The sequence below is a fragment of the Pseudomonas lalucatii genome (assembly GCF_018398425.1).
Lineage (GTDB): Bacteria > Pseudomonadota > Gammaproteobacteria > Pseudomonadales > Pseudomonadaceae > Aquipseudomonas > Aquipseudomonas lalucatii.
This window is the reverse complement of sequence record NZ_JADPMV010000002.1, coordinates 581437-594368: the sequence shown is the minus strand read 5'-3', so window position 1 is coordinate 594368 and position 12932 is coordinate 581437. Positions and strand designations below refer to the sequence as shown.

Annotated in this window: 13 protein-coding genes; all 13 read left to right on the top strand. The window is 64.7% G+C overall.

Features of this window, described 5'->3' with window-relative positions; translation table 11 throughout:
• Positions 1–260: 260 nt before the first annotated feature.
• Positions 261–1004 carry a 30S ribosomal protein S2 gene (gene rpsB, locus I0D00_RS16185; protein WP_213640854.1) on the top strand — a complete coding sequence of 248 codons (744 nt, stop codon included), beginning with the start codon at positions 261–263 and terminating at the stop codon, positions 1002–1004.
• A gap of 124 nt (positions 1005–1128) precedes the next feature.
• A complete protein-coding gene (tsf, locus tag I0D00_RS16180; protein ID WP_213640853.1) occupies positions 1129–1992 on the top strand; it encodes a translation elongation factor Ts in 864 nt (287 codons plus the stop codon).
• A 205-nt stretch (positions 1993–2197) separates the two neighbouring features.
• Complete coding sequence (pyrH, locus tag I0D00_RS16175) at positions 2198–2941, top strand: UMP kinase (RefSeq protein ID WP_208708791.1); 744 nt, start codon at positions 2198–2200, stop codon at positions 2939–2941.
• Complete coding sequence (gene frr / locus I0D00_RS16170) at positions 2938–3495, top strand: ribosome recycling factor (protein ID WP_208708792.1); 558 nt, start codon at positions 2938–2940, stop codon at positions 3493–3495. The genes pyrH and frr overlap by 4 nt, the downstream gene beginning before the upstream one ends.
• Before the next feature lie 16 nt (positions 3496–3511).
• The gene (uppS, locus tag I0D00_RS16165) at positions 3512–4267 is read left to right on the top strand and encodes a polyprenyl diphosphate synthase (protein ID WP_213640852.1); all 756 of its coding nucleotides are present in this window, start codon (positions 3512–3514) and stop codon (positions 4265–4267) included.
• The gene (locus I0D00_RS16160; protein WP_213640851.1) at positions 4267–5082 is read left to right on the top strand and encodes a phosphatidate cytidylyltransferase; all 816 of its coding nucleotides are present in this window, start codon (positions 4267–4269) and stop codon (positions 5080–5082) included. The genes uppS and I0D00_RS16160 overlap by 1 nt, the downstream gene beginning before the upstream one ends.
• Positions 5079–6266, top strand: a complete 1188-nt coding sequence (gene ispC / locus I0D00_RS16155) for a 1-deoxy-D-xylulose-5-phosphate reductoisomerase (RefSeq protein ID WP_213640850.1) — start codon at positions 5079–5081, stop codon at positions 6264–6266. Before I0D00_RS16160 ends, ispC begins: the two co-directional genes overlap by 4 nt.
• A gap of 18 nt (positions 6267–6284) precedes the next feature.
• Positions 6285–7637, top strand: a complete 1353-nt coding sequence (rseP, locus tag I0D00_RS16150; protein ID WP_213640849.1) for an RIP metalloprotease RseP — start codon at positions 6285–6287, stop codon at positions 7635–7637.
• A 73-nt stretch (positions 7638–7710) separates the two neighbouring features.
• Positions 7711–10062, top strand: coding sequence for an outer membrane protein assembly factor BamA (gene bamA / locus I0D00_RS16145; protein WP_213640848.1), 2352 nt, complete (start codon positions 7711–7713; stop codon positions 10060–10062).
• A 42-nt stretch (positions 10063–10104) separates the two neighbouring features.
• Entirely contained in the window at positions 10105–10608 is a 504-nt protein-coding gene (locus I0D00_RS16140; RefSeq protein ID WP_213640847.1) for an OmpH/Skp family outer membrane protein, read from the top strand.
• A 2-nt stretch (positions 10609–10610) separates the two neighbouring features.
• Complete coding sequence (gene lpxD / locus I0D00_RS16135) at positions 10611–11669, top strand: UDP-3-O-(3-hydroxymyristoyl)glucosamine N-acyltransferase (protein ID WP_213640846.1); 1059 nt, start codon at positions 10611–10613, stop codon at positions 11667–11669.
• 47 nt (positions 11670–11716) lie between these two features.
• Positions 11717–12157: a 3-hydroxyacyl-ACP dehydratase FabZ gene (fabZ, locus tag I0D00_RS16130; protein ID WP_213640845.1), complete on the top strand. Its 441-nt coding sequence runs from the start codon at positions 11717–11719 to the stop codon at positions 12155–12157.
• Positions 12154–12930, top strand: a complete 777-nt coding sequence (lpxA, locus tag I0D00_RS16125; RefSeq protein ID WP_213640844.1) for an acyl-ACP--UDP-N-acetylglucosamine O-acyltransferase — start codon at positions 12154–12156, stop codon at positions 12928–12930. The genes fabZ and lpxA overlap by 4 nt, the downstream gene beginning before the upstream one ends.
• Positions 12931–12932: the final 2 nt, after the last annotated feature.

Below are 12932 nucleotides of genomic sequence, written 5' to 3'. Positions count from 1 at the left end.
GGCAAAAAAGGAAAGAGCGGATTCTAACAGAGAAGGCGACGTGGGGCGGCACGCGGTAGGCGGCGGACTGGCGCTATTGTCGGGCGCGTGCCGTCTCCTTGTAGCTTATGGGGCGTTGTTGTGGTATAAAACGCGCCGCTTTCAGGGCCGTGGGCCCGAAGGCACAAACCCACACACGTATCGACACGGTTTCCTGGGTGCCCGCAAGGGTTGGAAATTGGGATGCGTGGAGGCCTAACCCGACTTATTAAGGAACTGTCATGTCCCAAGTCAATATGCGCGATATGCTGAAGGCCGGTGTGCACTTCGGCCACCAGACCCGTTACTGGAACCCGAAAATGGGTAAGTACATTTTCGGCGCGCGCAACAAGATTCACATCATCAACCTGGAAAAGACCCTGCCGATGTTCAACGACGCGCTGTCGTTCGTTGAGAAACTGGCTGCAGGCAAGAACAAGATCCTGTTCGTCGGCACCAAGCGTTCCGCTGGCAAGATCGTGCGCGAAGAAGCCGCTCGCTGTGGCTCGCCGTTCGTCGATCACCGCTGGTTGGGCGGCATGCTGACCAACTACAAGACCATCCGTGCTTCGATCAAGCGCCTGCGCGACCTGGAAACCCAGTCCCAGGATGGCACCTTCACCAAGCTGACCAAGAAAGAAGCCCTGATGCGCACCCGTGATCTGGAGAAGCTGGATCGCAGCCTGGGTGGTATTAAGGACATGGGCGGCCTGCCGGACGCGCTGTTCGTGATCGACGTCGACCACGAGCGCATCGCCATCACCGAAGCCAACAAGCTGGGCATCCCGGTCATCGGCGTAGTCGATACCAACAGCAGCCCGGAAGGTGTGGACTACATCATCCCGGGTAACGACGACGCCATTCGCGCCATCCAGCTGTACATGGGCGCCATGGCCGACGCCGTGGTCCGTGGTCGCAGCAATGCCGGCGGCGGCACCGACGAGTTCGTCGAGCAGGCCCCGGCTTCCGAAGCGGCTGAAGGCTAAGCGGTAAGCTCTAGCGTTACTCGCTGCGCAAAAAGGGGGCTAGGCCCCCTTTTTGCCACTCACAGAATTAATCGCCCGGCCTGACGGGTGAAGTGGTTGAAGACCTATCCAAGAGGATTCGAACATGGCAGAGATTACTGCAGCCCTGGTTAAAGAACTGCGCGAGCGTACCGGCCAAGGCATGATGGAGTGCAAGAAGGCCCTGGTTGCCGCCGGTGGCGACATCGAGAAGGCCATCGACGACATGCGCGCCTCCGGCGCCATCAAGGCCGCCAAGAAGGCCGGCAACATCGCCGCCGAAGGTTCGATCGCCGTGCGCGTCGAAGGCGGCCGTGGCCTGATCATCGAAGTCAACTCGCAGACCGACTTCCTGGCTCTGCAGGACGACTTCAAGGCCTTCGTCAAGGACAGCCTGGACGAAGCCTTCGAGCAGAACCTGAGCGATGCCGCTCCGCTGATCGCTTCCCGCGAATCCGCCCGCGAGGCGCTGGTCGCCAAGTGCGGCGAGAACGTCAACATCCGTCGCCTGACCGCCGTTTCCGGCGACACCGTCGGCGCCTACCTGCACGGCCACCGCATCGGTGTCCTGGTGGTCCTGAAGGGCGGCAACGACGAGCTGGCCAAGCATGTTGCCATGCACGTGGCCGCGTCCAACCCGGCTGTCGTCAGCCCGGACCAGGTTTCCGAAGAGCTGGTTGCCAAGGAGAAGGAAATCTTCCTGCAGCTCAACGCCGAGAAGATCGCCGGCAAGCCGGAAAACATCGTCGAGAACATGGTCAAGGGCCGTATCAACAAGTTCCTCGCCGAAGCCAGCCTGGTCGAGCAGGCGTTCATCATGGATCCGGAAGTCAAGGTCGGTGAGCTGGTGAAGAAGGCCGGCGCCGAGATCGTTTCCTTCGTGCGTTACGAAGTAGGCGAAGGCATCGAGAAGGCCGAGACCGACTTCGCTGCCGAAGTCGCTGCTCAGGTTGCTGCCAGCAAGCAGTAAGCCGGTCTAGCAGTCTACTCAGGCTGTTGCCCCGAAGAGGCTGCCCGCTCGCGCGTGCGGCCTCTTTTTCGAAGTGGGGCGGCGATCGGTCTGGGGACGGAGTCGCGGTGTTCGGCACCAAAGGCTCGGGGCGTGGTCCAACCGCCCAGTTACTGCGGGCAATATGTGCCCGCGCAGAATTCAAACGCCGCAGGAGAGACTGGTAATGGCTCAGCAGGTGAGTGGTCGTCAACCGCGCTATAAGCGCATTCTGCTCAAACTTAGCGGCGAAGCGCTGATGGGCTCGGAGGACTTCGGCATCGATCCCAAGGTGCTCGATCGCATGGCCCTGGAAGTCGGCCAGCTGGTCGGTATCGGTGTGCAGGTCGGCCTGGTCATCGGCGGCGGCAACCTGTTCCGCGGCGCGGCCCTGAGTGCGGCGGGCATGGATCGGGTGACCGGCGACCACATGGGCATGCTGGCGACCGTGATGAATGCCCTGGCCATGCGCGACGCCCTGGAGCGTTCGAACATTCCGGCCATCGTCATGTCGGCCATCTCCATGGTCGGGGTGACCGACCACTACGATCGGCGCAAGGCCATGCGTCACCTGAAGACCGGCGAGGTGGTGATCTTCGCCGCCGGTACCGGCAACCCCTTCTTCACCACCGACTCGGCGGCCTGCCTGCGGGCCATCGAGGTCGATGCCGACGTGGTATTGAAGGCGACCAAGGTCGATGGCGTATACACTGCCGACCCGTTCAAGGACCCGCATGCCGAGAAGTTCGAGCGCCTGACCTACGATGAGGTGCTGGACCGCAAGCTGGGGGTCATGGACCTGACGGCCATCTGTCTGTGTCGCGATCACCAGATGCCGCTGCGTGTATTCAATATGAACAAGCCTGGCGCCCTGCTCAACGTGGTAGTCGGTGGCACCGAAGGCACTCTGATTGAGGAAGACAAGCAATGATCAACGAGATCAAGAAAGACGCCCAGGTGCGCATGCAGAAGAGCCTGGAATCCCTGGCCCATGCCTTCAGCCGTATCCGCACCGGGCAGGCCCACCCCAGCATCCTCGCCGGCGTCATGGTGCCCTACTACGGTACCGACACGCCGATCAATCAGGTCGCCAACGTGACCGTGAAGGATTCCCGTACCCTGCAGGTGGTGGCCTTCGAGCGCAACATGCTGGCGGCGGTGGACAAGGCGATCCAGAGTTCCGGCCTGGGTTTCAATCCGACCAACCTGGGTGAGCTGCTGCTGGTGAGCATGCCGGCCCTCACCGAGGAAACCCGCAAGGGCTTCACCAAGCAGGCGCGCGATGCCGCCGAAGATGCCCGGGTGGCCGTGCGCAATATCCGTCGCGACGCGCTGAGCCAGTTGAAGGACCTGGTCAAGGAAAAGGAGATCAGCGAGGACGAAGAGCGTCGCGCCGCCGACGAGGTGCAGAAGCTCACGGACAAGTTCGTGGCCGAGATCGATGCAGCGATGAAGCAGAAAGAAGCGGATCTGATGGCCGTCTGACGGCCAGGATATCGTGATGGACAAGACCAGCCGCGGCGGCCAGTTAGCCGTGCCACGACACGTGGCGATCATCATGGATGGCAACAATCGCTGGGCGAAGAAGCGCCTGCTGCCCGGCGTGGCCGGGCACAAGGCGGGCGTCGATGCGGTGCGTGCGGTGATCGAGGTGTGCGCCGAGGCGGGGGTCGAGGTGCTGACCCTGTTCGCCTTCTCCAGCGAGAACTGGCAGCGTCCCGCCGATGAGGTGGGGGCGCTGATGGAGCTGTTCCTCGGTGCCTTGCGTCGCGAGGCGAAGAAGCTCGACGACAACGGCATCAGCCTGCGCATCATCGGCGACCGCTCGCGCTTCCATCCGGAGTTGCAGGCGGCCATGCGCGATGCCGAGGCGCAGACCGCCGGCGACAAGCGCTTCATCCTGCAGATCGCCGCCAACTATGGCGGCCAGTGGGACATCGCCCAGGCCGCGCAGCGCCTGGCGCGCGAAGTGCAAGGCGGCCATCTGCGCCCGGAGGACATCACCCCGCAACTGCTGCAGGGCTGCCTGGCCACCGGCGATCTGCCCTTGCCCGACCTGTGCATCCGTACCGGTGGCGAGCATCGCATCAGCAATTTCCTGCTGTGGCAGCTGGCCTACAGCGAGCTGTATTTCTCCGACCTATTCTGGCCGGACTTCAAGCACGAGGCCATGCGCAAGGCGTTGGCCGATTTCGCCAGGCGCCAGCGGCGCTTCGGCAAAACCAGTGATCAGGTCGAAGCCGAGGCGCGTGCTTAATGCTTAAACAACGAGTGATGACCGCGCTGGTGCTGTTGCCCATCGCGCTCGGCGGCTTTTTCCTGCTCGATGGCGCGGCCTTCGCCCTGTTCATCGCCGCGGTGATCGGCCTGGGGGCCTGGGAGTGGGCGCGCCTGGCCGGTTGCGCCGGGCAGCTCCAGCGTGTCGCCTATGCTGCGGTGGTCGGCCTGCTGCTGCTGGGTCTCTACCGGCTGCCCCAGCTGGCGCCTTGGGTGCTGGCGGTCGGCGTCCTCTGGTGGCTGCTGGCGACCCTGCTGGTGCTCGGCTACCCGGCGAGCAGTCGCTATTGGCAGGGCATGCCGGCGAGGTTGGCGATCGGGCTGCTGATTCTCCTGCCGGCCTGGCAGGGGCTGGTGCTGTTCAAGCAATGGCCACTGGCCAACGGCCTGATCCTGGCGGTCATGGTGCTGGTCTGGGCGGCGGACATCGGCGCCTATTTCGCCGGCAAGGCCTTCGGCAGGCGCAAGCTGGCGCCGCGGGTCAGTCCGGGCAAGAGCTGGGAAGGCCTGCTCGGTGGACTGGCGGCCAGCCTGCTGTTGACCCTGCTGGTCGGACTCTATCGCGGCTGGGGCGGCGGCGAGCTGCTGCTGGGCCTGGGTGGCGCGGCCCTGGTGGTGCTGATCTCGGTGGTCGGCGACCTGACCGAGAGCATGTTCAAGCGTCAGGCCGGCATCAAGGACAGCAGCAACCTGCTGCCCGGCCATGGCGGCGTGCTCGACCGCATCGACAGCCTGACCGCGGCCGTGCCGGTGTTCGCCGTCCTGTTGTGGCTGGCGGGCTGGGGCGTGCTGTGACGCGGCCGCAGCAGATCACCGTGCTGGGGGCGACGGGCTCCATCGGCCTCAGTACCCTCGATGTCATTGCCCGGCATCCCGAGCGCTATCAGGTCTTCGCGCTGTCCGGCCATAGCCGTCTCGCCGAGCTGGAGGCGCTGTGCCTGATCTACCGGCCGCGTTTCGCCGTGGTGGCCGATGCCCGCTCGGCCAGTCACCTGCAGCACGGGCTGCATGCCGCCGGCCTGGCCACCCGGGTGCTCAGCGGGGAGCAGGGCTTGTGCGAGGTGGCCGGGCATCCGGAGGTGGATGCGGTGATGGCCGCCATCGTCGGCGCCGCGGGCCTCAAGCCGACCCTGGCCGCCGTCGAGGCCGGCAAGAAGGTGCTGCTGGCCAACAAGGAGGCGCTGGTGATGTCCGGCGCGCTGTTCATCCAGGCGGTGCGCCACAGCGGGGCGGTCCTGCTGCCGATCGACAGCGAGCACAACGCGATCTTCCAGTGCCTGCCGGGCGACTACGGGCGTGGCCTGCAGCAGGTCGGGGTACGGCGGATCATGCTGACCGCCTCCGGCGGTCCGTTCCGCGAGACGCCGCTCGAGCAGCTGGCGGAGGTCTCTCCGGAGCAGGCCTGTGCCCATCCCAACTGGTCGATGGGGCGCAAGATCTCGGTGGACTCGGCGAGCATGATGAACAAGGGCCTGGAGTTGATCGAGGCCTGCTGGCTGTTCGACGCCCGGCCCGAGCAGGTCGAGGTGGTAATTCATCCGCAGAGCGTGATCCATTCGCTGGTCGACTATGTCGACGGCTCGGTGCTGGCGCAACTGGGTAACCCGGATATGCGCACGCCCATCAGCCATGCCCTGGCCTGGCCGCAGCGGATCGACTCGGGGGTGGCGCCGCTGGACCTGTTCGCCGTGGCCCGCCTGGATTTTCAGGCGCCGGACGAGCAGCGCTTTCCCTGCCTGCGCCTGGCCCGCCAGGCGGCCGAGGCGGGCGGCACGGCACCGGCCATGCTCAATGCGGCCAATGAGGTGGCGGTGGCGGCGTTTCTCGAGCGGCGGGTACGCTTTCCCGAGATCGCGGGTATCATCGACCAGGTGCTGAACACGGAGCCGGTGGTTGCGGTCGAAAGCCTGGAAACGGTGTTGGCGGCCGATCAGCAGGCACGTCAACTGGCCAGCCAATGGCTGAGTCGCCGCGGTTAAGCGGCGCGGAGAAGCCCTATGAGTACGCTGTATATGATTGTCGGCACCCTGGTTGCGCTCGGGGTGCTGGTGACTTTCCACGAGTTCGGTCACTTCTGGGTGGCGCGGCGTTGCGGGGTCAGGGTCCTGCGTTTCTCCGTCGGCTTCGGCACGCCGCTGCTGCGCTGGCACGATCGCCAGGGCACGGAGTTCGTGATTGCCGCCATTCCTTTGGGCGGCTACGTCAAGATGCTCGATGAGCGCGAGGGCGAGGTTCCGCCCGCGCAGCTCGAGCAGTCGTTCAATCGCAAGAGCGTGCGCCAGCGCATCGCCATCGTCGCCGCCGGCCCGCTCGCCAACTTCCTCCTCGCGCTGCTGTTCTTCTGGCTGGTGGCCATGCTCGGCAGCGTGCAGGTGCGGCCGGTCATAGGTGCCGTGGAGGATGGCAGCCTGGCGGCCGGCGCCGGCTTGCGGGTGGGGCAGGAGATCGTCGCGGTGAACGACGAGCCGACCACGGGCTGGGCGGCGGTTAACCTGCAGCTGGTGCGTCGCCTGGGCGAGAGCGGGTCGCTGCCGATCACCGTGCGCGAGCCGGGTTCCACGGTCGGCACTCCGCGGCAGGTCGAGCTGGTCGACTGGCTGCAGGGCGTCGACGAGCCGGACCCCATCGCCGCCCTGGGCATCCGGCCCTGGCGTCCGGCGCTGGAGCCGGTGCTGGCGCAGCTGGACCCCGAGGGGCCGGCCAGGGCCGCCGGCCTGCAGGTCGGCGACCGCATACTGGCCTTGAACGAGGAGGCGCTCGAGGACTGGCAGCAACTGGTCGACCGCGTGCGGGCCTTGCCGGCCCAGCCGGTCAGGCTGTTGATCGAGCGTCAGGGGCGGCGGCAGGAGCTGTCTCTGACGCTGGCCGCACGCGGTGAGGGCGAGGCGCGCAGCGGCTATCTCGGCGCTGGAGTGGAGGGGGGCGAGTGGCCGCCGGAAATGCTCCGCGAGATCAGCTTCGGCCCCCTGGAAGCGGTCGGTCAAGCGCTGTCGCGAACCTGGAGCATGAGCCTGCTGACCCTTGATTCGCTGAAGAAAATGCTGTTCGGCGAGCTCTCGGTAAAAAACTTGAGCGGGCCGATAACCATTGCTAAAGTGGCGGGCGCTTCGGCTGAGTCGGGCCTGGGGGACTTCCTGAACTTCCTCGCCTACCTGAGCATAAGTCTGGGGGTTCTCAATCTGTTGCCAATCCCAGTGCTGGATGGGGGGCATCTGCTTTTTTATCTGGTCGAGTGGGCGCGCGGTCGTCCGCTGTCGGAACGGGTGCAGGGTTGGGGGATGCAGATCGGCATCAGTTTGGTGATAGGGGTGATGTTGCTGGCCCTGGTCAACGACCTTAGTCGTCTGTAATCGCTACTGAATTACAAATCTGTCGCCTCGAGCGACAGATTTTTTATTGTCAGTTGGAATAAGAAAGGACTTCATGAAACGTCTGCTGCTACCTGCGGTGCTTGCCGCATTGATGATCGCCGAAGTTCACGCCGAGTCCTTCACCATCTCCGATATTCGCGTCAACGGCCTCCAGCGGGTTTCCGCCGGCAGCGTGTTCGGCGCCCTGCCGCTCAACGTCGGCCAGCAGGTCGATGACCGCGGCCTGGTGGAAGCCACCCGCGAACTGTTCAAGACCGGTTTCTTCCAGGACATCCAGCTCGGTCGCGATGGCGACGTACTGGTCATTACCCTGGTCGAGCGGCCGTCGATCTCCGGCATCGAGATCGAGGGCAACAAGGCGATCACCAGCGAAGACCTGCTCAAGGGGCTCAATCAGTCCGGCCTGGCCGAAGGCGAGATCTTCCAGCGCGCGACCCTCGAGGGCGTGCGCAACGAGTTGCAGCGCCAGTACGTGGCCCAGGGCCGCTACTCCGCCGAGATCGAGACCGAGGTGATCCCGCAGCCGCGCAACCGCGTGGCGCTGAAGATCAACATCAACGAGGGCTCGGTCGCCGCCATCCAGCACATCAACGTGGTGGGCAACAGCGTCTTCCCCGACGAAGACCTGATCGACCTGTTCGAACTGAAGACCAGCAACTGGCTGTCGTTCTTCAAGAACGACGACAAGTACGCCCGCGAGAAGCTCTCCGGCGACTTGGAGCGCCTGCGTTCCTACTATCTGGACCGCGGCTATATCAACATGGACATCTCCTCCACCCAGGTGTCCATCACCCCGGACAAGAAGCACGTCTACATCACGGTCAACGTCGATGAAGGGCAGAAGTACAGCGTCCGCGAGGTGAAGCTGTCCGGCGACCTGAAGGTGCCGGAAGAGGACATCCGCGCGCTGCTGCTGGTCAAGGAGGGCCAGGTGTTCTCGCGCAAGGTGATGACCACCACCTCCGAGCTGATCACCCGCCGCCTGGGCAACGAGGGCTACACCTTCGCCAACGTCAACGCCGTGCCCGAAGCCCATGACGAAGACGACAGCGTGTCGATCACCTTCGTCGTCGACCCGGGCAAGCGTGCCTATGTCAACCGCATCAATTTCCGCGGCAACACCAAGTCGGAAGACGAGGTGCTGCGCCGCGAGATGCGCCAGATGGAAGGCGGCTGGGCCTCGACCTACCTGATCGACCAGTCCAAGACCCGTCTGGAGCGTCTCGGCTACTTCAAGGAAGTCAACGTCGAAACCCCTCCGGTGCCGGGCACCGACGACCAGATCGACGTCAACTACAGCGTCGAAGAGCAGGCCTCCGGCTCCATCACCGCCAGCGTCGGCTTCGCCCAGAACGCCGGCCTGATTCTCGGCGGCTCCATCAGCCAGAGCAACTTCCTCGGCACCGGCAACAAGGTCAGCGTCGGCCTCAACCGCAGCGAGTACCAGACCAGCTACAACTTCGGCTTCGTCGACCCCTACTGGACCCCGGACGGCGTCAGCCTGGGCTACAACGCCTTCTACCGCACCACCGACTACGACGAACTGGACACTCAGGTCTCCAGCTTCGCGGTGGACAGCCTGGGCGCCGGCCTGAGCATCGGCTACCCGATCAGCGAGACCTCGCGTCTGACCTACGGCCTGACCGCCCAGCAGGACACCATCAACACCGGGGTCTTCACCGTCGACGAGATCTTCAAGTTCATCGATCAGGAGGGCGAACGCTACCTGAACTTCAAGGCCTCCATCGGCTGGTCGGAGTCGACCCTCAACCGCGGTGTGCTGGCCAACCGCGGTCATTCCCAGAGCCTGGTGTTCGAGACCACCATCCCGGGCAGCGACCTGTCGTTCTACAAGCTCGACTACCGCGGCCAGGTCTTCAAGCCGCTGAGCGATACCTACACCCTGCGCCTGCACACCCAGCTGGGCTATGGCGAAAGCTACGGCTCGACCTCCGAGCTGCCGTTCTACGAGCACTACTACGCCGGCGGTTTCAACTCGGTGCGCGGTTTCGAGGACAGCAGCCTGGGGCCGCGCAGCACCCCGAGCAAGGGCACCAACCCAGGGACCCAGCTCGATCCGGATCAGGACCCGCTGCCGTTCGGCGGCAACGTGCTGGTCCAGGGCGGGGTGGAGCTGCTGTTCCCCATGCCTTTCGTCAAGGATCAGCGCTCGCTGCGCACCGCGCTGTTCTGGGACGTGGGCAACGTCTTCGATACCAACTGCGGCAGCACCCAGACCAGTTGCCATGGCATCGATGCCGGCGAGCTGGCCAGCTCCGTGGGCGTCGGCCTGACCTGGATCACCGCCCTCGGCCCCCTGAGCTTCAGTCTGGCGATGCCGGTGGTGAAGCCGGACGACGCCGACACCCAGGTATTCCAGTTCTCCCTCGGCCAGACCTTCTAAGCGGCTGGCCTTCGAACACCAACAGTTTTGCAGGAGTGCATCGTGCGTAAGTTGACCCAACTGGTTCTGTTAAGTGCCGCCCTGCTGGCTACCCCGGCCTTCGCCGAGATGAAGGTGGCTGTTCTCAACTATCAGATGGCCCTGCTCGAGTCCGACGCGGCCAAGCGCTACGCCGTGGACGCGGAGAAGAAGTTCGGCCCGCAGCTGAACAAGCTCAAGACCCTGGAGGGCGATGCCAAGCGCATCCAGGATCGCCTGGTCAAGGACGGCGAGAAGATGCAGACCGCCGAACGCGAGCGTCTGGAGCTGGAGTTCAAGCAGAAGGCCCGCGACTTCCAGTTCCAGTCCAAGGAGCTGAACGAGGCCAAGGCCGTCGCCGACCGCGACATGCTGAAGAAGCTCAAGCCGAACCTGGACAAGGCGGTCGAGGAAGTGATCAAGAAGGGCAACTACGACCTGGTGCTCGAACGTGGCGCGGTGATCGATGTCAAACCCCAGTTCGACATCACGCTGCAGGTCATCGAGCGCATGAACCAGCTGCGTTGATCATGAAGCCCGCCCTGTACACCCTCGGCCAGCTGGCCGAGCGCCTCGACGCCAGCCTGCGGGGCGACGCCGACAAGCCCGTGCGCGGCCTGGCGACCCTGCAGGAGGCCGGGGCGGATCAGTTGAGCTTTCTCGCCAACCCGCAGTACCGCAAGTACCTGGGCGACTGTAAGGCCGCCGCGGTGCTGCTGACCGCCGCCGATGCCGAGGCCTACGAGGGTGACGCGCTGATCGTCGCCAACCCCTATCTGGCCTACGCGGCGCTGTCCCACCTGTTCGACCGCAAGCCGCAGGCGGCTGCGGGCGTGCACCCGACGGCCTCGGTTGCCGCCGACGCCCAGGTCGATCCCACTGCCAGCATCGGCGCCTATGCCGTGGTCGAAAGCGCTGCGCAGATCGCCGCCGGGGTGACCCTGGGCGCGCACTGCGTGGTCGGCGCGCGCTCGGTCATCGGCGAGGGCGGCTGGCTCGCGCCGCGGGTGACCCTGTATCACGACGTGCGCATCGGCAAGCGGGTGGTGATCCAGTCCGGGGCGGTGATCGGCGGCGAGGGCTTCGGTTTCGCCAACGAGAAGGGCGTCTGGCAGAAGATCGCGCAGATCGGCGGGGTGGTCATCGGCGACGACGTCGAGATCGGCGCCAACACCACCATCGACCGCGGCGCCCTGGCCGACACCCTGATCGGCAATGGCGTCAAGCTGGACAACCAGATCATGATCGCGCACAACGTGCAGATCGGCGACAACACCGCCATGGCCGGCTGCGTCGGCATCTCCGGCAGTACCAAGATCGGCAGGAACTGCATGATCGCCGGCGGCGTCGGCATGGTCGGGCATATCGAGGTGTGCGACGGCGTGTTCGTCACCGGCATGACCATGGTCACCCGCTCGATCACCGAGCCCGGCGCCTATTCCTCCGGCACGGCCATGCAGCCGGCCGGCGAGTGGAAGAAGAGCGCGGCGCGCATTCGTCAGCTCGACGACATGGCGAGGCGTCTGAAAGAACTGGAAAAACAGCTGGCCGCCGTGACCTCGGGCGGCAATGCCTCATCTGATGCCTGAGCCGGCGCTGCCGCGTTCCCCTCTTTTTACTACAGGCTTCTCTGGACATGATGGACATCAACGAAATTCGCGAATACTTGCCGCACCGCTATCCGTTCCTGCTGGTGGACCGGGTCGCCGAGCTGGATGTTGAAGGCAAGCGCATTCGTGCCTATAAGAATGTCAGCATCAATGAGCCGTTCTTCAACGGGCACTTCCCCCAGCATCCGATCATGCCCGGTGTGTTGATCATCGAAGCCATGGCCCAGGCGGCGGGCATCCTCGGGTTCAAGATGATGGACGCCCGGCCTGCCGATGGCACGCTGTACTACTTCGTCGGCTCGGACAAGCTGCGTTTCCGCCAGCCGGTGGTGCCGGGCGACCAGTTGCTGCTCGAGGCCAAGTTCCTCAGCGCCAAGCGCAGCATCTGGAAGTTCGAGTGCAAGGCCAGCGTCGACGGCAAGGAAGTTTGTTCGGCCGAGATCATCTGTGCGGAACGCAAACTATGAGTTTGATTGACCCTCGCGCCATCATCGACCCCAGCGCCAAGCTGGCCGACGACGTGGTCGTCGGCCCTTGGTCGATTGTCGGGGCCGATGTGGAAATCGGCGAGGGTACGGTGGTCGGGCCCCATGTGATACTCAAGGGGCCGACCCGGATCGGTAAGCACAACCGCATCTATCAGTTTTCCTCGGTCGGCGAGGACACTCCCGACCTCAAGTACAAGGGCGAGGCGACGCGCCTGGTGATCGGCGACCACAACGTGATTCGCGAGGGCGTGACCATTCACCGCGGCACCGTGCAGGACCGCAGCGAAACCACCATCGGCAATCACAACCTGATCATGGCCTACGCCCACATCGGTCACGACAGCGTGATCGCCAACCATTGCATTCTGGTGAACAACACCGCGCTGGCCGGCCACGTCCATGTCGACGACTGGGCGATCCTCTCCGGCTATACCCTGGTGCATCAGTTCTGCCGCATCGGCGCCCACAGCTTCTCCGGCATGGGCACGGCCATCGGCAAGGACGTGCCGGCCTATGTCACGGTCTTCGGCAACCCCGCCGAGGCGCGCAGCATGAACTTCGAGGGCATGCGTCGGCGCGGCTTCAGCAGCGAGGCCATCGCCGCCCTGCGCCGGGCGTACAAGACGGTGTACCGCCAGGGGCTGACGGTCGAGCAGGCCCTGGCCGAGCTGGCCGAGCCATCGGCGCAGTTTCCTGAGGTCGCGGTGTTCCGCGACTCCATCCAGGCGTCCAGCCGCGGCATCACCCGCTAATC